25 protein-coding genes are annotated in these 26697 nt (G+C 31.8%); 18 read left to right on the forward strand and 7 right to left on the reverse strand.

Annotated features, from left to right (window positions below):
• The first annotated feature begins 8 nt into the window (after positions 1–8).
• The 7 genes from LQ688_RS12200 (at position 9) to LQ688_RS12230 (ending at position 8371) form a co-directional block, all read left to right on the forward strand.
• A complete protein-coding gene (locus tag LQ688_RS12200; protein ID WP_239752829.1) occupies positions 9–965 on the forward strand; it encodes a hypothetical protein in 957 nt (318 codons plus the stop codon).
• Positions 962–3589, forward strand: coding sequence for a glycosyltransferase (locus tag LQ688_RS12205; protein WP_239752830.1), 2628 nt, complete (start codon positions 962–964; stop codon positions 3587–3589). Before LQ688_RS12200 ends, LQ688_RS12205 begins: the two co-directional genes overlap by 4 nt.
• Positions 3590–3656: 67 nt before the next feature.
• On the forward strand, positions 3657–4469 hold the full coding sequence (locus LQ688_RS12210; RefSeq protein WP_016999646.1) for an ABC transporter permease: 813 nt from the start codon (positions 3657–3659) through the stop codon (positions 4467–4469).
• Between the two features lie 12 nt (positions 4470–4481).
• Positions 4482–5693 carry a glycosyltransferase family 4 protein gene (locus LQ688_RS12215; RefSeq protein WP_239752831.1) on the forward strand — a complete coding sequence of 404 codons (1212 nt, stop codon included), beginning with the start codon at positions 4482–4484 and terminating at the stop codon, positions 5691–5693.
• Entirely contained in the window at positions 5677–6594 is a 918-nt protein-coding gene (locus LQ688_RS12220; protein ID WP_064205021.1) for an ABC transporter ATP-binding protein, read from the forward strand. Before LQ688_RS12215 ends, LQ688_RS12220 begins: the two co-directional genes overlap by 17 nt.
• Before the next feature lie 33 nt (positions 6595–6627).
• Positions 6628–7953, forward strand: coding sequence for a glycosyltransferase (locus LQ688_RS12225; RefSeq protein ID WP_214269798.1), 1326 nt, complete (start codon positions 6628–6630; stop codon positions 7951–7953).
• A gap of 136 nt (positions 7954–8089) precedes the next feature.
• A complete protein-coding gene (locus LQ688_RS12230) occupies positions 8090–8371 on the forward strand; it encodes a hypothetical protein (protein WP_016999650.1) in 282 nt (93 codons plus the stop codon).
• Between the two features lie 76 nt (positions 8372–8447).
• Here LQ688_RS12230 and qoxD read toward each other — a convergent pair whose 3' ends face one another.
• The 6 genes from qoxD to LQ688_RS12260 form a co-directional block, all read right to left on the reverse strand.
• Positions 8448–8741, reverse strand: coding sequence for a cytochrome aa3 quinol oxidase subunit IV (qoxD, locus tag LQ688_RS12235; RefSeq protein ID WP_016999651.1), 294 nt, complete (start codon positions 8739–8741; stop codon positions 8448–8450).
• A complete protein-coding gene (gene qoxC, locus LQ688_RS12240; RefSeq protein WP_016999652.1) occupies positions 8738–9346 on the reverse strand; it encodes a cytochrome aa3 quinol oxidase subunit III in 609 nt (202 codons plus the stop codon). Before qoxC ends, qoxD begins: the two co-directional genes overlap by 4 nt.
• Complete coding sequence (gene qoxB / locus LQ688_RS12245) at positions 9339–11333, reverse strand: cytochrome aa3 quinol oxidase subunit I (RefSeq protein WP_064211317.1); 1995 nt, start codon at positions 11331–11333, stop codon at positions 9339–9341. Before qoxB ends, qoxC begins: the two co-directional genes overlap by 8 nt.
• The gene (qoxA, locus tag LQ688_RS12250) at positions 11333–12448 is read right to left on the reverse strand and encodes a cytochrome aa3 quinol oxidase subunit II (RefSeq protein ID WP_147641057.1); all 1116 of its coding nucleotides are present in this window, start codon (positions 12446–12448) and stop codon (positions 11333–11335) included. The genes qoxB and qoxA overlap by 1 nt, the downstream gene beginning before the upstream one ends.
• Positions 12449–12790: 342 nt before the next feature.
• Positions 12791–13690: an immunoglobulin-like domain-containing protein gene (locus tag LQ688_RS12255; RefSeq protein WP_147641056.1), complete on the reverse strand. Its 900-nt coding sequence runs from the start codon at positions 13688–13690 to the stop codon at positions 12791–12793.
• Between the two features lie 129 nt (positions 13691–13819).
• Entirely contained in the window at positions 13820–14248 is a 429-nt protein-coding gene (locus LQ688_RS12260) for an RrF2 family transcriptional regulator (protein WP_016999656.1), read from the reverse strand.
• A gap of 179 nt (positions 14249–14427) precedes the next feature.
• Here LQ688_RS12260 and LQ688_RS12265 point away from each other — a divergent pair, with 179 nt between their 5' ends.
• Positions 14428–15585, forward strand: a complete 1158-nt coding sequence (locus LQ688_RS12265; RefSeq protein WP_218729674.1) for a globin domain-containing protein — start codon at positions 14428–14430, stop codon at positions 15583–15585.
• 80 nt (positions 15586–15665) lie between these two features.
• On the opposite strand, the gene folD is transcribed toward LQ688_RS12265, so the two are convergent.
• A complete protein-coding gene (folD, locus tag LQ688_RS12270) occupies positions 15666–16523 on the reverse strand; it encodes a bifunctional methylenetetrahydrofolate dehydrogenase/methenyltetrahydrofolate cyclohydrolase FolD (RefSeq protein WP_016999658.1) in 858 nt (285 codons plus the stop codon).
• A 206-nt stretch (positions 16524–16729) separates the two neighbouring features.
• Between folD and purE the strand changes: the two genes are divergently transcribed.
• Genes purE through purH form a run of 10 tightly spaced genes read left to right on the forward strand, consistent with a single transcriptional unit; the run spans position 16730 to position 26693 of the window.
• Entirely contained in the window at positions 16730–17212 is a 483-nt protein-coding gene (gene purE, locus LQ688_RS12275) for a 5-(carboxyamino)imidazole ribonucleotide mutase (RefSeq protein ID WP_016999659.1), read from the forward strand.
• Entirely contained in the window at positions 17199–18326 is a 1128-nt protein-coding gene (gene purK, locus LQ688_RS12280; RefSeq protein WP_218729673.1) for a 5-(carboxyamino)imidazole ribonucleotide synthase, read from the forward strand. The genes purE and purK overlap by 14 nt, the downstream gene beginning before the upstream one ends.
• A complete protein-coding gene (gene purC, locus LQ688_RS12285) occupies positions 18327–19028 on the forward strand; it encodes a phosphoribosylaminoimidazolesuccinocarboxamide synthase (RefSeq protein WP_218729672.1) in 702 nt (233 codons plus the stop codon).
• Between the two features lies 1 nt (position 19029).
• The gene (purS, locus tag LQ688_RS12290; protein ID WP_064205026.1) at positions 19030–19290 is read left to right on the forward strand and encodes a phosphoribosylformylglycinamidine synthase subunit PurS; all 261 of its coding nucleotides are present in this window, start codon (positions 19030–19032) and stop codon (positions 19288–19290) included.
• Positions 19290–19961: a phosphoribosylformylglycinamidine synthase subunit PurQ gene (gene purQ / locus LQ688_RS12295; RefSeq protein ID WP_016999663.1), complete on the forward strand. Its 672-nt coding sequence runs from the start codon at positions 19290–19292 to the stop codon at positions 19959–19961. Before purS ends, purQ begins: the two co-directional genes overlap by 1 nt.
• Positions 19954–22143: a phosphoribosylformylglycinamidine synthase subunit PurL gene (purL, locus tag LQ688_RS12300; protein ID WP_239752832.1), complete on the forward strand. Its 2190-nt coding sequence runs from the start codon at positions 19954–19956 to the stop codon at positions 22141–22143. Before purQ ends, purL begins: the two co-directional genes overlap by 8 nt.
• Positions 22122–23618, forward strand: a complete 1497-nt coding sequence (gene purF / locus LQ688_RS12305) for an amidophosphoribosyltransferase (RefSeq protein WP_016999665.1) — start codon at positions 22122–22124, stop codon at positions 23616–23618. The genes purL and purF overlap by 22 nt, the downstream gene beginning before the upstream one ends.
• Positions 23602–24636, forward strand: coding sequence for a phosphoribosylformylglycinamidine cyclo-ligase (gene purM / locus LQ688_RS12310; protein ID WP_239752833.1), 1035 nt, complete (start codon positions 23602–23604; stop codon positions 24634–24636). Before purF ends, purM begins: the two co-directional genes overlap by 17 nt.
• On the forward strand, positions 24633–25199 hold the full coding sequence (gene purN, locus LQ688_RS12315) for a phosphoribosylglycinamide formyltransferase (RefSeq protein ID WP_064205031.1): 567 nt from the start codon (positions 24633–24635) through the stop codon (positions 25197–25199). Before purM ends, purN begins: the two co-directional genes overlap by 4 nt.
• Before the next feature lie 15 nt (positions 25200–25214).
• On the forward strand, positions 25215–26693 hold the full coding sequence (gene purH / locus LQ688_RS12320; protein ID WP_194200882.1) for a bifunctional phosphoribosylaminoimidazolecarboxamide formyltransferase/IMP cyclohydrolase: 1479 nt from the start codon (positions 25215–25217) through the stop codon (positions 26691–26693).
• The last annotated feature ends 4 nt before the right edge of the window (positions 26694–26697 follow it).

Below are 26697 nucleotides of genomic sequence, written 5' to 3' on the forward strand. Positions count from 1 at the left end.
GGTCTATTATGATTGATAAAAATAATCCATATATTAATGCTGGATTAAGTTTTCAAATAATTTTAAAAGAGAAAGAGAATCAAGAAGTTTATGATGCTGATAATATAGAAATATCAGTAGGTTTAGTAACTCAATATTTACACAAAGTATTGAAAGTTATTTCAATAAAACATATTGGTGACGACTTATATGGTTTAATAGCTCAAGGTACAAATTTGATAGGTTGGACTAAGTTAAAAGATTCTATCAAATTGATTTCTAAACCGTTCGATACAGTTAGAGTAGATTTATCTAACTTTAACGCACCACAAATAAATAGAGAATTAGGGTTTAAAGTCGATTATAATTTATTGTTTAATGAGAAAAACTTTTCATCTAGGGCACTATATATATATGAAGGAGAAGTAGTAGAAGCGGTGTTTAATAAAGGATTGTTTGCAGGTTTTGTTTATGCAAAAGATATTGATCGATCAATTGTATGCAATACTAATACAGCAATTAAACAATCAACAACATTTTATCAAGATAGTTCGTTGAACAAGTCTATAACGTTAGATTTACTCTCCGAAAGTATTAATTGTGAAAATATAAAAGTTGATCTAGTTTTTACAAGAGCCCAGTCAGCACGAATCATAATTAAAAAAAAGAAATATTGGATTAGCATATCAGATTTTGAGGATATAACGTTATTTAACCATTTGGAAAATTACTCATATGAATCATATACAGAAAAAGAATTAGAAAATCTTGATATTATTACTAGAATCGAAGATGAGCGTAATGAATCAAAGGTTGCTATAACTAAACTTATAAAAGAAAATATTGCTTTACAAAAATATAAACATACAAATAACTCTGGAGATATAGGTAGATATGAGCAGTTATATCATAACTTAAGAAATTCAAAATTAGGTAAAATCCAAACGAAATACTGGACTTGGAGAAATAGGAGGAGATCGAGATGAACATAAATAAATCGACAAAAAAAGAAAACCTTCCAATTCAAACCACTAAAAACGAACTTACAAACTTTGATGATAAAAGCAAAACACAACAATTAAAAGAAGTTTTAGAAATTGTTGAAAATGATTATATGCATGCAATATATAAACTAAAGAAAGTAAAAGATAATACAAATCTTCAAAATTATTATAAAAGAGTAGCAGTGGAATCAAAATTAGATTTTCTTGAAAACCATAAACAATATTTATCTCAATCTATCTCTTCTAATAAATCTAGAATATTTAAAAAGTCTGAGTATAACGTAGGTTTAGTAGCAGATGAATTTTTATATAATTCATTTAAAGATATTGGCAATATCGTCTATATAAATAGTGAATTTAAAGGTTTAAATCAAGATATGGATGTCTTAATTGTAGCAACTACTTGGAAAGGAATAGACGATAGCTGGACGGGTTTAGCTTCTGTTAATGGTGAGAAAAGACAACTGTTAATGGAAGGTATACGAAAAGCTAAAAGCATGGATATTCCTGTAGTATTTTATTCTAAAGAAGACCCTGTTAACTTCCATCTGTATAAAGATATCGCAACAGAATGTGATGTCATTTTAACATCAGCAGCTGAAGTCGTAGAGGATTATAAAGCTTATTGTAACAATGAAAATGTTCATGTCTTACAATTTGGTGTTAATCCTCATTATCATAACCCTATTGATACTCGAAAAGAGGATAATCAAAAGTATAATAATGATGTTATATTTGCCGGTAGCTGGACTAAAAAGTATCCAGTTAGAAATCAAGAATCAGCTAGAATGTTTGATGAATTGATTAAAAATGATAATGACTTAACAATTATAGATCGTAATTTACCTTTAAGAAGAGAACGTTATCAGTTCCCATCGAAGTATATACCATTTTTAACAATGCCCATTGATCATGAAGAATTGATGAAGATACATAAAATATATAGGTGGGCTATAAACGTAAACTCAGTTAAATATTCAGAAACAATGTTTGCTAATCGAATTTTTGAATTGCAAGCATTTGGTAATTTAATATTATCTAATTACTCAGTAGGTGTGAATAACCAATTTCCGAATATATTCATGGTAAATCATGAATCAGACGTTGCTACTATTATGAATGGCTATAAAAATTATGAATTAAATGATATGCAAGCTAAAAGTATTAGAAGTGTGATGCGTAATCATACAACTTATCACCGATTAGATGAAATCTTTAGTTATATCGATAAGAAGCCGTCTCAAAAAGAAATGTTAATCTTAGTAGTTGTAGATAAAAAAACACCAGAGATGGAAGAAATTTTGAGAAGACAACTCAATGTTAATTTTGATGTAATTGAGCAAAATGAATCTATAGCTGAACAAGAAAAGTATGACTTTATAACCTTTATGAATGATTCAATACAATATGAAGAGTATTATTTAGAAGATTTAATTTCAGCTTTTAAATATGTTGATGTAGATTTTGTTACTAAAGATGAACAATCTGAACCACACCAATATATAGAAAAAGTACAAAATAAATATTTAACAATGTATCATAGAGATGTTATAGATTCAAATTTAGAAGTAAAAGAAACAAATAATGGATACAACCTTGATCAGTCAGAAATTTATAAGCCTTCTTTATACGGTCAAAATAATCAAGAGAAAAAATTAAGCGTGATTGTACCAATTCATAATAATGGTACATATTTAGAAGATAAATGTATGAGAAGTTTAAGACGTTCTTCTATATTTAATAATATGGAGATTATTTTTGTAAATGATGGAAGTACTGATAAAGAAACAATTGCGATAATTGATAGATTAAGACGTCGATTCCCAGAGATTGTTTATCATGCATACGAGGATGGTTCTGGAAGTGCCTCTAGACCACGAAATAAAGGTGCAGAATTAGCTTCTACAAAATACATTACTTATCTTGACCCAGACAATGAAGCGACGGGTGACGGATATGCTAAATTATTAGAAGAAATCGAAAATAATAAAGACGTTGATATGGTAATAGGAAATATTATAAAAGAAGACAATAAACGTCGAGCTATTTTTAACTATGCTGGTACTGTAACAAAATATAATGATGGTAAATTATTAATTAACGATCCTAAAAAATATATGAAAAAATGTGGTTTAAGAGCACAAAGTATACAGGCTCTTATTATAAAAGCTGATATCATTAAAGATAATAATATTAAAATGATTGAAGGCGCTGCAGGTCAAGATACATTATTCTTCCAAGAATTGATGATACATACAAATAAAGTAAAAGCAGTTAAAGATGTTATTCATATGTATTATGCTGCTGTAACAGGGTCCGTTACAAATTCAGTATCAAAAAAGTTATTCGAAAAATATTATGCGTTAGAAATTGAAAGAATACCATTTTATGAAAAACATGATTTAATGAATTCTTATTTAGAAAATAGATTTAATTTTTACGTTAAAGGGTGGTATTTACCACGATTAGAAAAAGTAAAACCTGAAGAAAGAACAGAAGCTATAAAGCGATTTTTAGATATTTATGCTTTATACGATCAATATAAGAGACCAGAAGATAATGATTTAATCAATTATGTAGAAAATTTAAAAAAAGAAATACAATAGTTTTTACATTTTTAATAAATGATTGATAGAACTATTAAAAATATAACAATCAAGTAGGTCGTTAAGCATGAAAATTGTTGCAGAGATATTTAAAGAACAAATCTATAATTTACCCAAGATATTTAAACTAGCGATATATAATATGAAGAGTCAATACGCTAATCATTATCTTGGTGTATTTTGGAATATATTACAGCCTATGCTTCAAGTAGCTGTATATTATCTTGTATTTGGGTTAGGTTTAAGAGGGGATGCAAGTGCTCAAGTTGTAGGTGTTCCCTTTTTAGTGCATTTAATTTCAGGTTTGTTCCCTTGGCTGTTTATATCCCAAGGAATTAATACTGGAGCAGCTGCCATACAAGGTAATGTTGGTCTATTATCCAAAATGAAGTTCCCATCTTCAATATTTATCTCTATAGCTTTAACAAATAATATGATTAATCTGATGATTACTTCGTCTATATTATTTGTTATTTCTGTTATAAATGGTTATGTACCATGGTGGCATTATTTCTGGTTTATATATTTTATCGTTGCATCATTTGCGATTATTTTTGGTATTTCATTAATAATGAGTACTTTAGTTATTATTATACGAGATACTAAAAACTTATTACAAAATATTATAAGAATGCTATTCTTTATGACACCAATATTTTGGGCTATGGAAGAAGCACATGGTATTTTACAAAGAATTGCGAGCTTAAATCCTTTCGCATATTTAGTAGGTGTGTACAGAACAGCCTTTGTACATGGTAATGTTTCAATATATGGTCAATGGCATGACCATATTTATTTCTGGTTAATTACAATATTATTAATATTAATTGGTTCACTTGTTCACTCAAGATTTAAACGAAGATTACTAGACTACTTATAGGGTGTTTTTGAAATGACAAAGAAATTACTTATGATTTCACAAAATTTTTATCCTGAACTTGGTTCTGCTGCAAATAGAATGAGAATGATGTTTAAAGCTTTTAAAACTAAAGGCGCAGATCCAACGATGTTAACAACTGAACCAACATATCCAAATAGAGATTTGTTTCAAGATAGTTCATATTTTACAGATGAAGATTTAAATGAACTAGAACATAGTAAAATTATAAGAATGAAAATGCACGGTAATAAACAAAATAGCAACTTTATTATGAGATTGGTTTATTATATTGAACAATATATGCGTCTTCGAATTTACTTGAAAATGCATGATAAAGATTATGACTATGTCTATGTATCAAGTCCTAATATATTTTTAGCTTGGGCTACTTTATTTTTCAAAAAAAGTAAACATCCAACTTATGTTCTGGAAATTCGTGACTTATGGCCAGATAGTGTAAATGGATTAAAACACGTTAATATTAGTCTATTTATGCCATTACTTAAGTATCTAGAAAGAAAAATGTATAATGAAGCAGACAAAATTGTTATAAATAATGAAGCATTTAGATCTCATATTCAGTCAAAATTAAAAACAAAAATACCTATATTTTATTTACCTAATGGTTTATCGAAAACTGAATTGAAAACAGAAGAAAAGTATCGTGATTTCAGTGTTATATATACTGGAAATATTGGATATGCTCAAGATGTAAACCAGTTAATAGAGATTTGCAAAAAGTTAAATGAAAAGAAAATTAGTTTAACAGCAATCGTGTATGGTGTACAAGCTACTAAATTTAGAGATGCAGTCCGTGAATTACCATACATTCAATTACAGAAACCTTTAGGTAGAAGTGAGTGTTTAAAAGAAATAGCAAAACATCATGTTTCACTTTCTATATTAGAATCATCTGAAGTTTTTATGAACGTTATGCCAGGTAAAATTATAGATTCAATCGGTGTAGGGACACCGCCTATATCTAATATTAGCGGTCCTACAGAAGCGATTATTCAAAAATATAATTTAGGATTTGCGAGAAAACAATGTTCCGTTAATACAATTGTTAATGAAATAGAATCATTAAAGCGTAATGAAAAATCATTAATTCAAAAATCCGAAAATGCGAAAAAATATAGGGATGAACACTTAATATGGGAAGACAATATTAAAAAATTAATTGCTTTTTTAAGAAAAGGTGAGACGCATGACACAAACATATAAAATCAAATGTGAAAATGTATCTAAAGTATATGACTTAAATGTTAGTAGAAAAGATAAATTATTATCATTATTTACGTTTGGATTAAGTTATAAATCAAAACCATATTATGCTCTTCATGATATTTCGTTTGAAGTTGAAGAAGGTACATCAGTTGGAATAATAGGGTTAAATGGTTCAGGAAAATCAACTTTATCAAATATATTGGGTGGGGTTATCGAACCTTCATCAGGCACAGTTTATACAAATGGTAAGCCATCTTTAATTGCTATAGGTGCAGGTTTGAATCCCGATTTCACAGGTGAAGAGAATATACATTATAAATGTTTGATGCATGGTATGTCTCAAAAAGAAATCAATGAAAAATTTGATGATATAGTTCAGTTTAGTGAATTAGATGATTTTATTTATCAACCTTTAAAGTCATATTCTAGCGGTATGAAATCAAGACTTGGCTTTGCAATAGCGATTCATACTGATCCTGATATTTTGATTGTCGATGAAGCATTATCAGTAGGTGATGAAACATTTTCTAATAAGTGTATTGAAAAAATGCATGAATTACAAGAACAAGGTAAAACAATCTTTTTTGTATCACATTCTGCAGGTCAAATTAAGAAAATGTGTAAAAAAGCAATATGGATTCATTACGGTGAAATGGTTGCATATGGAGAAGTACAAGAAGTAGTTAAAAGATATGTTAATCTCATACAAAAAGTTAAAAAGAAATCTAAAAAAGAGCAGTTAGAATATAAACGTATAAAAATCCAGCAACAAAGAGAAAAAGAAGTAAATGAAAAAGATGTTCATAAAGAGAAAAGACCTATAAGTTTATTAGCAATGATAGGCATGCTCAGCGTCGCTTGGATATACGTTATGCTATTTCAAGTAGGCATTTTATAATTTAATTATTTCAATTTTAAATGGGGTAATAGAATGAAGAAAGTAACAATGTTTGTGTGGAATCATTTTACGAATGATGCAAGGGTCAATAGAGAATGTACTACTTTAGCTGAAACAGGATATAATGTTGATCTAATTGCAATAAATGACCCGAAAAACCCAATGATTACAGCTTATGAAGAAATATCTGAAAGGTTCAAACTACATAGAGTAAAACGTTATCCTTGGATACTACAAGCTTATCAAGATTATGGAAAGAAATTTTTACTTGTAGTTGCAGGTGTGCAAATTGCTATAATACCAAGTTTATTTTATGTCAGCTTCACATTAATGTCTGCATATTTAATGTCTTTATTATTAGCGGCTGGAATGATTAAATTTAAAAAAGTGAGAAAGTGGTTTATAAACAGTGCGATTATCATAAGAATGATTGTAAAAGGCTATATACAAAATGCCGATATTTATCATGCTAATGATTTAAATACATTACCACAAGCAATTGTCTGCTCTAAATTGAGGTTTAAACCGAAACCACTCATTTATGATAGTCACGAAGTACAATCAGATAGAACAGGCTATAATAAAGAAAAAATTAAAAAGATTGAATCATATATGCTTAAATTTGTTGATCAAATGATTGTAGAGAATCATACAAGAGCAGCATATAACGAAAAAATATATCATTTTTATCCGAAGACTTTATATAATTACTCTGAAAAATATGATATTCAAGATAAACCTAAAATAAATTTACACGAATTAATAGGTATTTCGAAAAATGAAAAAATATTACTATATCAAGGTGGATTACAACAAGGTAGAGGGCTTGAACTATTAATAGAAGCTATGGATCAAATAGAAGAAGGGCATTTGCTATTTATAGGCGGAGGTAAGCTAACACAATCGTTAAAAGATCAAAGTAAACAATCGGCTCAGTCCTCTAGAATACATTTTCTTGATAAAGTTCCATTTCAACAATTACCTTCTTATACGAGAGAAGCTTATTTAGGTTTTCAAGTATTACAAAATATATGTTTTAATCACTATTCAGCTAGTTCAAATAAATTATTTGAATATATGATGGCACATGTACCAGTTGTGAGTTGTGACTTTCCTGAAATTCAGAAAGTTGTAGAAGAAACAAATACAGGAATTGTAATAGATTCACATAATGTAAATGAAATAGCAGAAGCAGTTAATAAACTTGTTAAAAACCCTCAATTAAGAAGTGAAATGAGTGAAAATACTAAAGTAGCTAAAGAAATATATAATTGGGAAAATGAGAAAGTTAAATTATTAGATATTTACAACGAATTCGCTCCATTAACTCGTGAAGATTATGAAACAAGTTTAATATAAATATTATTTAATAGAGATAATTACGCCATTAGTTGCATGTAAAGCTAATGGCGTGTTTTATTACCTTGAGTTTTATAAATAGAGGGATTACAATAATAGCATTAATGAATTATAAGTGGGGGCAAAAGTAAAGGTTATGTATATTAAAAAAAGTATAGAAAATGTTTGTAATTATATTAAGTCAGATAACAATAAGGAAGCAATGATATTATTAAGAGATATTGAAGCAAATCTCGTTAGATATGATTTTGAAATTATGGGTAATGGATTTTTACAATTTGCAGAATTATATAAAACAAAGAAAAATAGGAGAAAGGCAATTGAAATGTATCAGAAAGCTATTATTTATTTCAGAGAAACAAATAATACCGATAAAATAGCTGAAATAAGTAAAGACTTTGAAAATCTTATAATGTAATTGATTTACAAAAAACAGTCGCAGTTCTTATTAGTAAGAACTGCGACTGTTTTATTTATTTAAACTTAGATTTTTATTATAGGTGAGAGCTGTGTCCACCAACCATAACCCAATAAGTACCGATTACAATAATTAAAGTAATGATTACTGCGAAGAGTACTTTGAATGCAGTTGCTCGACCGTCTCGTCCTTCTGTTAAGTGCATAAACATTAACAATTGTACAAGTGCCTGAATAAAAGCAAATCCAACAATAATTGAAGTTCTTACTTGTAGAGACATGCCAGTGTATAACATAACGTAAACAGCTAACAATGTAAGTACAATTGAGAATATTAAACCGACTGTATGATTTACGACTGTTTTATTCATGATCCACTCACCATCCCTACAAGATAAACTAGTGTAAAGATAAAGATCCATACAACATCTAGGAAGTGCCAATATAAACTACCTATGAAAATTTTAGGTGCGTTATGTTCATTTAAACCACGTCTAGCAATTTGGATTAAAACTCCTGAAATCCAGAATATACCTACAGTTACGTGAAGTCCGTGTGTTCCTAGTAAAATAAAGAACGCAGACCAGAATGAACCTAATTGAGCTGTAACACCTTCACCTACATAATGGGTAAATTCATATAATTCAAATCCAACGAATCCTGCACCAAGTAAAACGGTAATAATCATCCAAATCATCATCATTTTAACATTTTCTTTACGCATAAAGTAAACAGCTATACCACATGTGTAACTACTTACTAATAGTAAGAATGTCATTATCATGACTAAAGGTAATTCAAATAGTTCAGGCGTTGAAGCGCCACCATAAGAACCACTTTTTTGTAAGACTAGGAATGTTGCAAATAATGTACCGAATAACGCAATTTCAGCAGTAAGAAAGACCCAAAATCCGAGTTTATTTAATTGGCCTGTTTCATTAACAGTATCAATTGTATTATGTTGCTCATTACTCATCTTTATTGTCCTCCTTTTCCTTAAGTTCTTGTTCGCGTAATTCGCGTAATTTTGCTTCATTTTCTTCTAGCTCTTCAGCATGAATGTGGTAGCCATAGTCTTCTTCGAAACTTCTCCAAAACATACATGCAATAACACCAAATAAGAATATAAGTGCAGGTATATAAGTTTCAAATACTAAGAAGAAACCTCCGAATAAGAAACTAACTGCCATCCAGAATCCAACGTGTGTATTGTTAGGCATATGAATATCTTCATAATTTCTATTATCAAGATAATGTTTGCCATTTTGTTTCATTTCTACAAACGTTTCAGTGTCATACCACTCAGGTGTGATAGCAAAGTTATAGTGTGGTGGAATTGCTGATGCAGTAGACCATTCTAATGTTCTACCTAAGCCATCCCAGTTATCGCCTGTAGCTTCACGTTTTGCTCTACCGAAGCTGTATACTACGTTCCAAATTAATGCTAAGAATCCAATACCCATCAAGAATGCACCGATTGTTGAGATGAAGTTTAATGTGAACCATCCATCTTCAGGTACATATTGATATAGTCGACGAGGCATACCATCTAAACCTAATAGGAATTGTGGTAAGAAACATAGGTTAAAGCCTAATGTAAATGTCCAGAATAACCATTGGTTGATCTTTTCATTTAATTTGTAACCAAACATTTTTGGATACCAGAATATTAAACCAGCGAAACAAGCGAATACTACAGCTGCAATAATTACGTAGTGGAAGTGTGCCACTAAGAAATACGTATTATGATATTGATAGTCAGCTGCTGCCATTGCTAGCATAACACCTGTTACTCCACCTAAAGTAAAGTTAGGGATAAACGCTAAAGCGAATAACATTGGTGATTCAAAGGTGATTCGACCTTTAAATAGGGTGAATAGCCAGTTGAATATTTTAACACCCGTTGGTATTGCGATTAACATAGTTGAAATTGAGAAGAATGAGTTAACTAATGCGCCATTACCCATAGTGAAGAAATGGTGAACCCAAACTAAGAAACTTAAGAATGCAATACCGCCTGTTGCCCAAACCATACTTTGATGTCCAAACAAACGTTTACGAGCAAATGTTGGAATAATCTCTGAGAACATACCAAATGCAGGTAATACAAGTATATATACTTCAGGATGACCCCAAACCCAGAAGAAGTTTGCCCATAACATAGGCATACCACCATTTGCTATTTCAAAGAAGCTCGTTCCCATTAAACGGTCAAATGTCATTAAAGCAAGTGCGACAGTCAAAATAGGGAAAGCTAGAATAATTATTAATGACGTAATTAAAGTCGTTATTGTAAACATAGGGATTTCCATAAATTTCATTGATTTAGTACGTAATTTAAGGATAGTAACAAAGAAGTTAATACCTGTCATTAATGTACCAATACCTGCAATTTGTATTGCAATTAAATAATAGTTAATCCCAGTACCTGGACTGAAGTCAGTTGCTAATGGTGCATAGTTTGTCCAACCAGCAGCTGGCGCACCGCCAAGTACGAATGAAATATTGAATAATCCCATTCCTGCAGCAAATAACCAGAAACTCAAGTTATTTAACATAGGGAATGCAACGTCACGAGCACCAATTTGTAATGGAACAACCACGTTCATTAAACCGATTAAGAATGGCATAGCCATAAAGATAATCATGATTACACCGTGAGTTGTAAAGATTTCGTTATAGTGCTGTGACTCTAGTAATGTATTGTCTGGTGTCATTAATTGTAGACGAATAAGTAAAGCATCTACACCACCACGGAAGAACATTAGGATAGCAGAAATAATATACATAATCCCAATTTTCTTATGGTCGACAGATGTTAGCCATTCTGAATATAACCAATTCCATTTTTTATAGTAAGTTAAACCACCAACAACGCATATACCTGTTAATACAAGTAGAACTTGTGCCATTGTGATCATCCAGTCACTTTGGATGATGAGTTCATGCCATGGAAAATTCATTACTTGTCACCTCCATGGTTTTTATTAGAAGATTGATTGTTTCCTTTTTCATCTTCATTTTTTGCATCTTCTGATATTTTTTCCATTTCATCCATATGATGTTCTTCTTCTTTCTTGAATTCACTATCATATTTCTCGTTATTTTTAAGAATCATAGGTTTCATTCCATGACGTTCGTAGTTAGGGTTAGTAACCGTAACTTTACGTGGAGGGAGAACTGGTTTTTCAGTTACACCTTCACTTTCATCATAGAAGTTTGGATCTTTTGGTTCATAACGGTAACGTTTATAAGCATGGAAGATGTATTCTGGGTCTGCTGCTGGATCTACATATGCTAAGTGTGTTCCGCTATAAGTAAGTTCCTGATTCTTTGTTGTCGGAAGAATTTGATGATCAAATGTATCTTGATCTATTGTTTTACGTTTTTGCGATTTAGATACCCATTTATCGTAATCTTCGTTACTTACTGAATTTACGTTAAATGTTTGTCTTGAGAAACCTTCACCATTAAAGTTTGAGTTTCTACCTTTGAAAGTACCTGTCTCATTTGCTTCTAAAGTCCAATCCATAGTCATACTTGTCATGGCATATTTTTGACCACCTAGTTGAGGTACCCAAAAACTAGTCATTGTATCCATTGACTGTAGCTTGAATAATACAGGACGGTTTTCTGGTATCGTTACGTGATTTACTGTTTCTACTTTTTCCTCTGGATAACTGAAGAACCATTTGAAACCAGCGCTCGTTGCATAAATAACGACGGGCTCGTCTTCTGATTTTGGTGCTTCTTCATAGTTATATAGAGATTTAACTGTAGGTACAGCCAATATCACTAATATGATAACAGGAATAATAAACCATACTGCTTCTAAAATGAGATTGTGATGCATTGTACCTGATGTTACATTTTTTGTTTTTCTATATTTAATGATAAATATTAAAAACAAAATTAAGACCACTACGACAATGAAGACCATCATAATAATTGAGAAAATAATTAAGAAATGTGAATCTTCCGCCATGGGTCCTTTAGGGTTTAATACTTCTAAGTTTGAACAACCACTAAGTAAAATACCTAGCGTTGACATGAGAAGTATTGACTTTAACTTTGCCACGTTTTTTACCTCCCATTTTCTATATACCTATATATATGGCTAGACCTTAATTTTAAAGGATTTATCCATATTTACAAGGCTATTTAAAGCCTTGTAAGCATTGTTTCCAATAAATGCATTGCTCTAGCTTTGATATGACGCTATTTAACCTAATTGTTAAATTTTTGTGTACTTTTTGAATTGAATAAGGAAATAATAAATTTTCCCTTTTTATTAATAATTTCAATGATTTTTCTTTAAATTTAGTAAAGTTTGTATATACAATTTTATATTATAAAAAACATAAATAAAAGAGATAAAAAGAAAGACTTCTAATTTTTAGAAGTCTTTCTTTTTAGAATATTATTTTACTGTAATTGTTCTACCTTGTGCTGTAATATGTCCGTCTTTATCTGATACAGCGTAACCAACTTTATATTTACCTGGTTTATTTGTGTTAACTTCACCGCTTGTAACGATGTCTGAAGTTAAATCATCGCCAGAATTAGATTTTGCTTTAACATCTTTAAGTAAATCGAAGTCTTCACCTTTATTTACTGTAATATCTTTAACACCTGTTAATTCAGGTTTAGGTGCTAAGTCACCGTCGTTAACATACACGCCTCGTTTATACGTGTAATAGTAACCATCTGAATCTTTTACATGATAAGTAATGTATTGTAAACCTGTTTTTGAAGTGTCGATATCACCTTTAACAGTTACTTTATCAGTTATATCACCATCTTTTTTATCTAAAGCTTTAACGCCTTTCATAGGATCAAAGTTATCACCTTGATACACTAAGTCTTTAGTTGGGACAGTAATTAGTGGCATATTTTCATCTAAATCTTTTTTAGAAATTTCTTTATTAGATGCTACTTCTGCTTTTTCTTTATTTTTATCTTTAGAAGCTTTATCTTTTGACCCATTTAATGAACCTTCTTCTACTACATAAACATAGTGCCATTTCGTTCTATAAGCACCGTCAGAATCAGTAACTTTATATTGAACTTTGTATTTTCCTAATTTTGAAGTATCAACATCGCCAGTTACTTTTATTTTTTTAGTTAAATCTCCATCTTCTTTATCAAATGCTTTAATTCCTTTTAATAAATCATAGTCAGAGCCTTTTTCAACTACGTCGCCTTCAACACCTTTAATTTCAGGTAAGCTGTTTCCAGTTGCGTTTGCAGTTAGGGAAGGTGTAACAAGTGTTGCAGAAACACCTAAGACAGTTAATGATTGTATTAATTTATTCATCATAATATTATGTACTCCTTTGTTGTAAGGTTATAAGGAAAGGATAACATTTTTTTAAGTTGATTTCCTTATAGTTACAAGATTATCGCAAACTTGTAACATTTACATCGACCTTAAGACCGATATCTACTATTAAGGAGTGTAGAGTGTATCTTTTAGATTATTTTTGGGTACGATATCACTTAAAGTATATTGATCTAGCGTTTTGAGGTATTCATTTAATGCGTGGTGGAGTGCACCTTTGAGGCCACAATTTAGAGCTATAGGGCAAGTGTTCGTTTCCATATTGAAACATTCGACTAGTTCGAAATGTTCTTCTGTTTGTCGAACAAGTGTACCGATATTTATGTCTTCAGGTGATAAATTAAGCGTAATTCCGCCATTTCTACCTCTGACTGATTTTAAATAACCTAATTTAACAAGTTGATGAACAATTTTTGTTAGATGGTTCTTAGATATACCATAAAAGTTTGCTATTTCTTCTATTTGAGATTGTTTCTTTTGCTGAGCAAGGTACATGAGAACTCGTAATGAATAATCCGTATATTGGGTGAGTTTCATAGGTCAGACCTCCTTATAATATACTTATTATACTTATTATTTATAACTTTACCAACAATTCAGATTGAAATATAAAAATGACAATTTTGTAAACAAACTGATAATTTATTGAATTACATTGTGAAACTATTTACAATTAAAGATGTATTTAAAATATATCTTTAAGAGGGGGCCTTCTGATGTTATCAGAACAAACTAGAGAAATAGTAAAACAAACAGTGCCTGTATTGGAACAGCACGGAACTGAAATTACAAAAGTATTTTACACAAGAATGTTTGAAGCACATCCTGAATTATTGAACATTTTCAACAAATCTAACCAAAAACAAGGTAAACAACAAACAGCTTTAGCACAAACAGTTTTAGCGGCTGCAAAACATATTGATAATTTAGGTGCTATCGTTCCTAATGTTAATCAAATTGCACATAAACACCGTGCTTTACAAGTTAAAGAAGAGCATTATCCAATAGTAGGGGAATACTTATTAAAAGCTATTAAAGAAGTACTTGGAGATGCAGCTACAGATGAAATTATGAATGCATGGGAAGAAGCATATGGTGAAATAGCAAGTGTATTTATTTCAATGGAAAAAGAAATGTATGAAAAAGCAGCTTGGGATGGTTTCCAACCGTTTAAAATTACGAATATTTTAAATCAAGGTACGACAATGAAATCATTTGAAGTAGAACCAGAAGTTGCATTAGAAATACCAGAATTAGTAGCTGGACAATATATAACAGTGCGTGTGAAGCCTGAAAATGATGAAAATCTAGCATTAAGACACTATTCTCTTTATTCTGTAGAAAATGATGGAACATTAAAATTCGCTGTTAAAAAAGAAGGTACAGGAGAGAAAAAAGGTATCGTGTCACATGAATTACACGATAATACTTCTATAGGTGATAGTATTGAAATTTCAGCACCAGCAGGGGACTTTAAAGTGAATTCAGAAGCTGGTAAAGAATTGTTATTATTATCTTCTGGTGCAGGTGTTACGCCAATGCTTGCTATGTTAGAAGATGAAGCTAAAAAAGGAAAAAAAGTACATTTTGTACATGTTAATGAAAGTGAAGCAGATGTTCCGTTTAAAACTGAGCTTACAGAAATTAACGAAAAATATGATAACGTCGATGTAACTTATCATTTGAAATTAAGAGACGGATATTTAACAAGCGATTCTTTACAACATTGGATTAATGAAAATACTGACATTTATTTATGTGGTGGTATATTATTTATGGATACAATATTCGATGAATTTGCTAAATTAAATATTAGTCAATCAGATGTTAACTTCGAACCATTCGGTCCAAAAATGAGTATTACAAACGTATAATACGAACAAAAGTGAATTAATTAAAAAAGCCTTAACGCCAGTTGTAATCATTCTGTACAACAAAGCGTTAAGGCTTTTTCTTATTCTATATTATTTTTCCATTTTTCAGCTAACAGTGTGTTGTTTAATACCATTGTAATCGTTAATGGACCAACACCACCTGGTACTGGCGTAATAGCACTCGCAACTTCTTTTACTGCTTCAAAGTCTACGTCACCTTTCAGTTTTCCATTTTCATCTGGTGTGTTACCAACATCTACAATGACTGCTCCTGGTTTTACTAAATCTTTTGTAACAAGATGTACACGTCCAACAGCACTAACGATAACATCAGCTTGCTTTAGAACTTCTTCTGTATTTGTTGATTTGGAATGTAATAAAGTAACGGTAGCATCTTGATCTGTTAATAATTTACTTACTGGTTGCCCAACTATATGACTTCTGCCTATAACAGCAACATTCTTACCTTTTAAGTCTATATCAGCATGTTTTAATATTTCCATTATACCTAATGGAGTACATGGAATAAATGTACGCTCACCAGTATATAATCTTCCTATGTTGATAGGATTAAAACCATCTACATCTTTATCTGGGTTAATGGCTTCTAGTACTTTTGCCTCTGATACTTGCTTTGGTAAAGGTACTTGAACTAATATACCACTCACTGAATCATCATTGTTTAAGCGTTCTAATTCATTTAACACTTCTTCTTCCGAAGATGATTCATCCATATGTACTATTTCAGAAATCATGCCAATTTTTTCAGCTGCTTTCTTTTTAGAATTAACATAACTCTGGCTCGCACCGTCATTTCCAACAAGAATAACAGATAGTTTAGGTACGATATTTTGTTCTTTTAATTTTTCCACTTCACTTTGTAGACCACTTCTGTATGCTTTTGCAATCTCTTTACCATCTAATATTTTTGCTGACATATAAATCCTCCTAAATTATAAATCGAACTTTAACATTGTTTACATAGTAAATTATGTCGTTAATACGAACATAAATCAAATATTTTTGTATAAAAATATAAAAATGTTCGTTTTTCCATTGAAAATAGCAAAATCAATTGTTATGCTATATCTGTAATATACACAATAAAACTTTAACATTTCAACTAATTGAAAGGGTGACAAAGATGAAAGTGGCAGTAATAATGGGTAGTTCTTCCGACTGGCCAATCATGAAAGAAGCATGTGACATGCTTGATTATTTTGGTATTGAATATGAAAAAGAAGTCGTGTCTGCTCATAGAACACCATTAAAAATGGTCGATTATGCTAAGAGTGCAACAAAAAATAACATAGATATTATTATTGCTGGTGCCGGTGGTGCAGCTCATTTACCAGGAATGGTAGCGTCATTAACGACTGCTCCTGTTATAGGCGTGCCAATAGAATCTAAAAGTTTAAAAGGTCTAGATTCTTTATTATCTATAGTTCAAATGCCAGGGGGTATTCCTGTTGCTACAACAGCTATAGGTAAAGCAGGTAGTAAAAATGCTGGCATTCTTGCAGCTAGAATGATAGGTATGCACGATAATAAAGTTAGACATCAATTAGTTAAATATGAAGAAAGTTTAGTTGATAAAGTGGAGGAAATGCAAAATGACTTATTATAACCTTGAAGCAGGTGACATGATAGGTATTGTAGGTGGCGGCCAACTAGGAAAGATGATGGCACAATCGGCACAAAAAATGGGGTTTAAAGTTGCAATACTAGATCCTGACGAGAATTGTCCAGCTCAATATGTAGCACATGAATTTATCAATGCGGCATATTCAGACGATTTAGCCCTTAAACGTTTAGGTGAAATTTCAAAAGTAATTACTTACGAATTTGAAAATATTGATGCACATCAATTAGAAACACTCTCTAACCAATTTAATATTCCTCAAGGAAGTGAAACAGTAGCTTTATTACAAGACAGATTAACTGAAAAACAAACATTACAAGAAGCAAACGTAAATATTGTTCCTTTTATAGAAGTTAAAGAAATATCTGATCTTGAGGAAGCTATTGATGAAATTGGACTTCCATTTATAATCAAAACGCGTTTTGGTGGATATGACGGTAAAGGTCAGTTAATTATACGTGAAAAGAGCGAACTAGAAGAAGCACGCAAATTAGTCACTGATACACCATGCGTTGTAGAAAAGTTTATTTCCCTTAATAAAGAAGTATCTATTACGGCAACACGTGATATATACGATCAAACAGTTTATTTTCCACTACAAGAGAATGAACATAGAAATCAAATATTATACAAAACGATTGTTCCAGCACGAGTAGATTTAGAAAACAAAGCAATAGAAGAAGTTAAAAAAATTATGACTAAGCTCCATTTTGTAGGAACTTTTACAGTCGAATTTTTTGTAACAAACGATCAAGATTTATTTGTTAATGAGATTGCACCGAGACCACATAATTCAGGTCATTATTCAATAGAAGCTTGTGATTATTCTCAATTCGATACACATATTCTTGCTGTGGCTGGATGGCACTTACCTAAGCAAATCTCATTATTGAAACCAGCGATTATGATGAATTTATTAGGTCAAGATGTGAACTTATTATATGAAACTTTTTACAAACATCCGGAATGGCACGTTCATTTGTACGGTAAAAAAGTAAATAAAAAAAATCGTAAGATGGGGCATATCACAAAATTAACAGAAGACTTAAATAAAGATGAAGCGATGTTTAACAATTTGTTTGAAGGGCGGAACAATTAAATGACTCTATTATATGAAGGAAAAGCCAAAAGAGTTTTTAACACCGAGAAAGAAAATATTTTAAGAATTGAATATAAAGATGAAGTCACAGCTGGCAACGGTGCAAAAAAAGATGAAATGACTGGTAAAGGTCGTTTAAATAATCTTATTACATCTAAAATTTTTGGAATTTTGCAAACAAGAGACATCGAAAGTCATTTTGTTGAAAAACTATCAGATACGGAACAATTAGTAAAAGCAGTAGAAATATTTCCATTAGAAGTAGTTGTACGTAATGTAGCAGCTGGTTCCATTTGCAAAAGACTTGGTTTTGAAAAAGGACATCAATTTGAAAAGCCATTACTAGAATTGTTTTATAAGAAAGACGAATTAAATGACCCGCTTATTACAGATGACCATGTAGAACTATTAAATATTGCTACAACAGAACAATTAGAAGTTATTAAAAATAAGGCATTACAAGTTAACACAGTTTTAAGTGAAATCATGGAAGAAATAAATCTTTTATTAGTGGATTTCAAAATAGAGTTTGGGTATACAGCTGACGGCAAAATCTTGTTAGCAGATGAGATATCTCCAGATACATGCCGTATATGGGATAAAGATACTCATGAAAACTTTGATAAAGATGTATATAGAGAAGACACTGGATCATTAATTGATACGTATGAAACTTTTTATAATAAATTGGAGGAACTATAAAATGAAAAATATTGAATTGCACATTACATTACAAGGACAAGTTTTAGATACACAAGGACAAGCATTGAATAGAGCTGTACACGATTTAGGTTATGAGCAAGTCAATAATATTAGAGTAGGTAAAGTAATATACATGACAGTTGAAGAAACAGATGAAGCAACAATCCATAATATCGTTAATACACTTAGTGAAAAATTATTTGCGAATACTGTAATTGAAGAATATAGTTTTAAAATTTTAGAAGATAAGGAGAACGCATAATGAAATTAGCTGTATTAGTCTTCCCAGGTTCAAATTGTGACCGCGACATGTACAATGCTGCTACACGTTCTGGAGTTGAAGCGGAGTATGTTGATTATAGAGAAACATCTTTAAAAGGTTTTGATGGTGTTCTGATACCAGGCGGTTTTTCATTTGGTGACTACTTAAGATCAGGAGCTATGGCTAGAGTTGCTCCAATTATAAAAGAAGTTAAAAGACTAGCAGAAGAAGGGAAACCAGTATTAGGTGTTTGTAATGGCTTCCAAATTTTAACTGAAATCGGATTATTGCCAGGTGCGCTTTTGCATAATGATGATCATTTATTCGTTAGCAGAAATGAAGAATTAACGATTGTTAATAATCAAACAAAATTTACGCATCAATATGATGAAAATGAAACAGTTGTATATCCAGTTGCGCATGGCGAAGGCCACTACTATTGTACGGATGAAATGTATGAAGAATTGAAAAAACATAATCAAATTATTTTAACGTACCAAGATAATCCAAATGGTTCATACAAAGATATAGCAGGGATTACAAATATAGAAGGTAACGTTTGTGGTATGATGCCACATCCTGAGAGAGCTATGGAAACATTACTTGGCTCAGATAGTGGTGTTAAGTTATTTCAATCTATGATCGAAAGTTGGAGGGAACAACATGTCTAAGTTTTTAGAACCGAGTATTAAAGAAATCGAAACTGAACATTTATATAGAGATATGGGATTAACGGATGAAGAGTATCAAAAAGTTATAAGCATATTAGGAAGAAAACCTAATTTCACTGAAATTGGTATTTTCTCAGTTATGTGGAGTGAACATTGTTCTTATAAACATTCTAAACCATTTCTTAAACAGTTTCCTACAACTGGAGAACGCGTATTAATGGGACCTGGTGAAGGTGCAGGTGTTGTAGATATTGGTGATAATCAAGCAGTAGTATTTAAAGTTGAATCTCATAACCACCCTTCAGCAATTGAACCTTATCAAGGTGCAGCTACTGGTGTAGGCGGTATTATCCGTGACATCGTATCTATCGGTGCTAGACCAATTTCATTATTAAATAGTTTAAGATTTGGTGAATTATCAAATAAAACAAACCGTAGATTATTTAGCGGAGTTGTAAAAGGGATAGGTGGTTACGGAAACTGTATAGGAATCCCTACTGTAGCTGGTGAAATTGAATTTGATGAAAGATATGATGGTAATCCTCTTGTTAACGCAATGTGTGTAGGTATTATCGATCACGATAAAATTCAAAAGGGCACTGCAAAAGGTAAAGGTAATCCAGTAATATATGTAGGTTTAAAAACTGGTAGAGATGGCATTCATGGTGCAACTTTTGCTTCTGAGGAATTGAGTGAAGCATCTGAAAGTAAAAGACCTTCAGTACAAATAGGCGACCCATTCGTTGGTAAAAAATTAATGGAAGCAACACTAGAAGCAATTACATATCCTGAGCTTGTAGGTATTCAAGATATGGGGGCAGCAGGTTTAACTTCTTCATCTTCTGAAATGGCAGCAAAAGGTGGTAGTGGTATTCATCTACATTTAGAAGAAGTCCCAACAAGAGAAGAGGGTATTTCACCATATGAAATGATGTTGTCTGAAACTCAAGAACGTATGTTACTTGTAGTTGAAAAAGGAACAGAACAAAAATTCTTAGATTTATTTGAACATCATGAATTAGATTCTGCAGTAATTGGAGAAGTAACTGATACAAACCGCTTCGTTTTATCTTATGAAGATGAAGTTTATGCAGATATACCTGTAGAACCTTTAGCAGACGAAGCACCTGTGTATATTTTAGAAGGTAAAACACCTAACTATGAAACAAAAGATAATAAATATGAAGATATTGATGTAAAAGATGTATTTAATCAATTAATTAGTCATCCAACTATAGCTTCAAAAGAATTTGCTTATGAACAATACGATCAACAAGTTGGGGCAAATACTATACGCAAACCAGGTATTCACGCTGGTGTCGTTAGAGTAGAAGGTACTAAAAAAGCAATTGCTTCAACTATTGATGGCGAAGCTAGATATGTTTTCAATAATCCTTATGAAGGTGGAAAAATGGTTGTTGCAGAAGCGTATCGTAACCTGATTTCAGTCGGTGCAACGCCTTTAGCAATGACTGATTGTTTAAATTATGGTTCACCAGAAAAACCAGAAATATATCAACAATTAGCTGATTCAACAAAAGGGATGGCAGAAGCTTGTGAAATACTCAAAACACCAGTAGTTTCAGGTAACGTTTCCTTGTATAACGAAACAAAAGGTACTTCAATATTCCCAACACCAGTTATTGGTATGGTTGGTTTAATTGAAGATGTAGAATATTTAAATGATTTTAAACCTCAAGCTTCAGAACGCATTTATCTAGTAGGCGACACTGAAAATAACTTTGGTGGAAGTCAAATCGAAAAACTTCTATATAGAGATGTTAACCATGAACATTGTGAAATAGATTTAAATACAGAAGTACAAAGAGGAGAAACAATTAAAAAAGCAATTGTAGATGGGAAAGCGTCACATGTACAAGCATTAGGTAAAGGCGGAATCGCAATAGGCTTAGCTAAACTTAGCGCACACTTTAATTTAGGAGTTGAAGTTAATTTAGAACTTACAAACGCACAATTGTTTAGTGAAACACAAGGTCGATATATTGTCGTAGCAAAAGAAGGCGAAACAATAGATATCGATGGCGCAATTGAAATTGGTAAATTAACTGACGATACGCAATTTAAACTATCGAACCAAACTACACAATTAACTGTCGACGTGAAGAATATAAGGGAACAATTGAAAGGGGCAATTGGCCAATGCATGAAATCAAAAGTCTAAATGAGGAATGTGGCGTGTTTGGTATATGGAATCATCCAGAGTCAGCACAATTAACATATATGGGCTTACACAGTTTACAACATAGAGGTCAAGAAGGAGCAGGAATTGTTGGGTCAAATGGCAATGAATTAAAGGGTGAACGTGGTTTAGGCTTATTATCAGAAGCGATTTCTGATGCGCAATTAGAATCTTTCAAAGATTATAACCATGCAATAGGACACGTGAGATATGCGACATCTGGCAATAAAGGAATAGAAAACATTCAGCCATTTTTATATCATTTTTACGATATGAGTGTTGGCGTTTGCCATAACGGTAACTTAGTAAATGCACAAAGTTTGAGAAAAAAACTAGAAAAAGATGGCGCGATTTTTCACTCTTCATCAGATACAGAAGTGATTATGCACCTAATCAGACGAAGCAAAGCAACTGATTTCGAAGGAAGTTTAAAAGAAAGTTTAAACATAATTAAAGGCGGATTTACGTTTGCATTACTAACAAAAGATGCATTATATGGAGCAGTTGATCCAAATGCCATTAGACCTTTAGCGGTAGGTCGAATGAAAACTGGAGCTTATATTATAGCTAGTGAAACATGTGCAATCGATGTATTAGGCGCTGAATTTGTAAGGGATATACATGCAGGAGAATATGTTGTGATTAATGACGACGGAATAAGAGTAGAATCTTACACTAAACAAACCTCAACAGCGATTTCAGCTATGGAATATATTTATTTTGCAAGACCAGATTCAACAATTGCAGGTAAAAATGTTCATGCAGTCCGTAAAGAATCAGGAAAACGTTTAGCTGACGAAAGCCCAGTAAAAGGTGCAGACATGGTAATAGGGGTGCCAAATTCATCTCTATCTGCAGCAACTGGATTTGCTGAAGAAAGCCACTTACCTTATGAAATGGGTCTAGTTAAAAATCAATATGTCGCAAGAACATTCATTCAGCCAACACAGGAACTTCGTGAACAGGGTGTGCGTGTGAAATTATCAGCTGTAAAAGATATTGTTTACGGTAAAAATATAGTGCTCGTAGATGATTCAATTGTGAGAGGAACTACAAGTAAAAGAATCGTAAGAATGTTAAAAGATGCTGGTGCAAATGAAATACATGTACGCATAGCATCTCCTGAGTTTATGTTCCCAAGTTTCTACGGTATCGATGTTTCAACATCATCAGAATTAATTTCTGCTCACAAATCACCAGAAGAAATACGAGACTATATAGGAGCAGATTCTTTAGCATATTTAAGCGTAGATGGTTTGATTGACTCAATTGGTTTAGATTTAGACGTACCTTACAACGGATTATGTGTTGAAAGTTTCACTGGTGATTATCCAGCAGGCTTGTATGACTATGAAACACGTTATTTCGAAAACTTAAGTAAACGACAAAAAGAATATTTAAGTGAACACAAACAATACTTTGATAGAGAGGGTAATCTTAATGTCGAAAGCATATAAAGCATCCGGTGTTGATATTGAAGCAGGTTATGAAGCAGTTAATAGAATGAAATCTCACGTACAAAGTACGATGAGAAAAGAGGTACTTGGTGGTCTAGGTGGTTTCGGAGCAGCGTTTGATTTATCCCAATTAAATATGAAGAAACCAGTTTTAGTTTCGGGTACTGATGGTGTAGGAACAAAATTAAAATTAGCTATCGATAATGATAAACATGACACAATAGGTATAGATGCAGTCGCTATGTGCGTAAATGATATTTTAACAACTGGGGCAGAGCCATTATATTTCCTTGACTATATTGCAACAAACAAAGTAAATCCGGAAACGATTGAAAATATCGTTTCTGGTGTATCTGTTGCTTGTAAAGAAACAAACTGTGCTTTAATCGGTGGAGAAACTGCAGAAATGGGCGAAATGTATCATGAAGGTGAGTATGATATAGCTGGTTTCTGTGTAGGCGCAGTTGAAAAAGATGAATATATCGATGGCAGTAATGTGTCTGAAAATGATGTCATTATTGGTATAACTTCAAGTGGTATTCATTCGAACGGATATAGCTTGGTAAGAAACTTAATCAAAATAAGTGGTATTAATCTAGAGGACCAATTTGATGATCAACATAGTTATTTAGATGTGTTTTTAGAACCTACTAAATTATATGTAAAACCTGTACTTTCTGTATTGAAAAAAGTGAAAGTAAAAGCTATGTCGCACATTACTGGCGGCGGTTTTATAGAAAATATACCAAGAGCTATTCCAGATAATATGGATGCAAATATTGATGTGAATACTTATAAAATTCCTAAAATATTTAAATGGTTGCAAGAACAAGGCGAGATTGATGCAACTGAAATGTATAACGTGTTCAATATGGGTATTGGTTTCGTATTAATAGTTGATCAAAATGATAAAGATGAAGTATTGAATACATTAAAAGAACAGAACGAAGAAGCTTACGTTATTGGGGAAATTACAAAAGGTTCTGGTAACGTGAATTTATCGGGGGTTCAATTATGATAAAAACTGCTATTTTTGCTTCAGGTAACGGATCTAATTTTGAAAAAATTATGGAAAATATTGAATATGGCCATTTAAGTCATATCGAAGTTACTGCTTTATTTACAGATAACCCGAATGCATTTTGTGTTGAAAGAGCAAGAAGGTTTAATCTACCTGTATATATCATTGATCCTAGAACATATGATAATAAAAAGGAATATGAGGAAGCTCTAATTACAAGATTATCTCAAGAAAGAGTGAGTTGGATTATTTTAGCTGGTTATATGAGACTTGTAGGTCCAACTTTACTTAGTCAATATGAAGGAAAAATTTTAAATATACATCCTTCAATATTACCAAGCTTTCCTGGTAAAGATGCAGTTGGTCAAGCACTAGATTATGGTGTAAGAGTTACAGGAGCAACTGTACATTACGTAGACAGTGGCATGGATACAGGAGAAATTATAGACCAACTAAGTTGCCCAGTTTATCCAGATGATACAAGAGATACATTACAGCTGAGAATACAGAACTTAGAATATGAACTATATCCGCGCGTCATTAAAGAAATCATAAAATAAAGGAGTCTTTACAAAATGAAAAATGCAATATTAAGTGTTTCAGATAAAACGAACATTGTCGAATTTGCACGTAATTTAATTAAAAATGACTACAAAGTCTATTCTACTGGTGGCACTAAAAAAACTTTAGAAGAAGCGAATGTTGAAGTGTACTCAGTATCAGAACTAACAGACTTTCCTGAAATAATGGATGGTCGTGTAAAAACACTTCATCCTGGTGTACATGGTGGTATACTTGCAAATCGTTCTATTCCTGAACATTTATCAGCATTAGAGGAACAAGGTATCGACTTAATCGATTTAGTCGTTGTTAATCTATATCCGTTTAAAGAAACAATTAAAAAAGAAAATGTTACTGAAGAAGAAGCAATTGAGAATATAGACATTGGTGGACCAACTATGTTGAGAGCTGCTGCTAAAAACTTCAAATTTGTAACGACAGTTGTTAATCCTGATGATTATGAAGAAGTGATTCGACGTATAGAGAACAATGAATTAGATGAGAATTACAGAAAATCATTAATGATAAAAGTTTTCAAACATACTAATGATTATGATAATACGATTGTAGAATTCTTTAATGATGCTTCTGAAGAATTAAGATATGGAGAAAATCCACAACAAAATGCTACGTTTGTTAAGACTTCTCAAGAGCCTAATACTTTAGCTGGAGCTAAACAGTTACATGGAAAAGCATTAAGTTTTAATAATATAAAAGATGCAGACGCAACATTATCATTGATTAAGAAGTTTGAACAACCTGCAGCAGTAGCTGTTAAACACATGAACCCTTGTGGGGTAGGTGTAGGTGAAACAATAGAACAAGCATATGAATATGCTTATGAAGCGGATTCACAATCAATATTTGGTGGAATAGTTGCACTTAATAGACCTGTTACAAAAGCTTTAGCAGAAAATCTACATTCTATTTTCTTAGAAGTTGTTATCGCTCCTCATTTTGAAGAGGAAGCATTGGAAGTTCTTAAAGGTAAGAAAAATATTAGATTGTTAGAAATCGATATGGCTGAAACAAAAGATGAACAAGAATTTGTTTCTGTTTCAGGTGGATACTTAGTTCAAGATAAAGATAATGCAATTATTAAAAGAGAAGATATGAAAGTAGTAACAGATGTTGAACCAAGTGAAGAGCAATGGAAAGCATTAGAACTTGCTTGGAAAGTAGTACGTTCAGTTAAAAGTAATGCGATTGTTCTAGCAAATGATCATCAAACTGTCGGTGTCGGCGCTGGACAGATGAATAGAGTAGGATCAGCTAAAATTGCGATAGATAGAGCAATTGAAATGAATGATAATGTAGCTTTAGCCTCTGATGGCTTTTTCCCAATGGGAGATTCAGTTGAAACTGCTGCAAAAGCTGGCATTAAGACAATTATTCAACCAGGCGGTTCAATAAAAGATCAAGAATCTATTGATATGGCAAATAAATATGGCATAAGTATGGTATTTACTGGCGTGAGACACTTTAAACATTAGGAGG

Origin of the sequence: Mammaliicoccus sp. J-M40, from assembly GCF_022386395.1 — a bacterium.
GTDB classification, from domain to species: domain Bacteria; phylum Bacillota; class Bacilli; order Staphylococcales; family Staphylococcaceae; genus Mammaliicoccus; species Mammaliicoccus lentus.

Coding starts and splice junctions, on each gene's coding strand:
- purN (WP_064205031.1), top strand. CDS start 24,633: ATGATAAAAACTGCTATTTTTGCTTCAGGTAACGGATCTAATTTTGAA.
- purF (WP_016999665.1), top strand. CDS start 22,122: ATGCATGAAATCAAAAGTCTAAATGAGGAATGTGGCGTGTTTGGTATA.
- purM (WP_239752833.1), top strand. CDS start 23,602: ATGTCGAAAGCATATAAAGCATCCGGTGTTGATATTGAAGCAGGTTAT.
- LQ688_RS12215 (WP_239752831.1), top strand. CDS start 4,482: ATGACAAAGAAATTACTTATGATTTCACAAAATTTTTATCCTGAACTT.
- purE (WP_016999659.1), top strand. CDS start 16,730: ATGAAAGTGGCAGTAATAATGGGTAGTTCTTCCGACTGGCCAATCATG.
- LQ688_RS12230 (WP_016999650.1), top strand. CDS start 8,090: ATGTATATTAAAAAAAGTATAGAAAATGTTTGTAATTATATTAAGTCA.
- LQ688_RS12200 (WP_239752829.1), top strand. CDS start 9: ATGATTGATAAAAATAATCCATATATTAATGCTGGATTAAGTTTTCAA.
- LQ688_RS12225 (WP_214269798.1), top strand. CDS start 6,628: ATGAAGAAAGTAACAATGTTTGTGTGGAATCATTTTACGAATGATGCA.
- LQ688_RS12220 (WP_064205021.1), top strand. CDS start 5,677: ATGACACAAACATATAAAATCAAATGTGAAAATGTATCTAAAGTATAT.
- folD (WP_016999658.1), bottom strand. CDS start 16,523: ATGTCAGCAAAAATATTAGATGGTAAAGAGATTGCAAAAGCATACAGA.
- qoxB (WP_064211317.1), bottom strand. CDS start 11,333: ATGAATTTTCCATGGCATGAACTCATCATCCAAAGTGACTGGATGATC.
- LQ688_RS12210 (WP_016999646.1), top strand. CDS start 3,657: ATGAAAATTGTTGCAGAGATATTTAAAGAACAAATCTATAATTTACCC.
- purQ (WP_016999663.1), top strand. CDS start 19,290: ATGAAATTAGCTGTATTAGTCTTCCCAGGTTCAAATTGTGACCGCGAC.
- LQ688_RS12260 (WP_016999656.1), bottom strand. CDS start 14,248: ATGAAACTCACCCAATATACGGATTATTCATTACGAGTTCTCATGTAC.
- qoxC (WP_016999652.1), bottom strand. CDS start 9,346: ATGAGTAATGAGCAACATAATACAATTGATACTGTTAATGAAACAGGC.
- purK (WP_218729673.1), top strand. CDS start 17,199: ATGACTTATTATAACCTTGAAGCAGGTGACATGATAGGTATTGTAGGT.
- purS (WP_064205026.1), top strand. CDS start 19,030: ATGAAAAATATTGAATTGCACATTACATTACAAGGACAAGTTTTAGAT.
- purC (WP_218729672.1), top strand. CDS start 18,327: ATGACTCTATTATATGAAGGAAAAGCCAAAAGAGTTTTTAACACCGAG.
- LQ688_RS12265 (WP_218729674.1), top strand. CDS start 14,428: ATGTTATCAGAACAAACTAGAGAAATAGTAAAACAAACAGTGCCTGTA.
- purH (WP_194200882.1), top strand. CDS start 25,215: ATGAAAAATGCAATATTAAGTGTTTCAGATAAAACGAACATTGTCGAA.
- qoxD (WP_016999651.1), bottom strand. CDS start 8,741: ATGAATAAAACAGTCGTAAATCATACAGTCGGTTTAATATTCTCAATT.
- purL (WP_239752832.1), top strand. CDS start 19,954: ATGTCTAAGTTTTTAGAACCGAGTATTAAAGAAATCGAAACTGAACAT.
- LQ688_RS12255 (WP_147641056.1), bottom strand. CDS start 13,690: ATGATGAATAAATTAATACAATCATTAACTGTCTTAGGTGTTTCTGCA.
- LQ688_RS12205 (WP_239752830.1), top strand. CDS start 962: ATGAACATAAATAAATCGACAAAAAAAGAAAACCTTCCAATTCAAACC.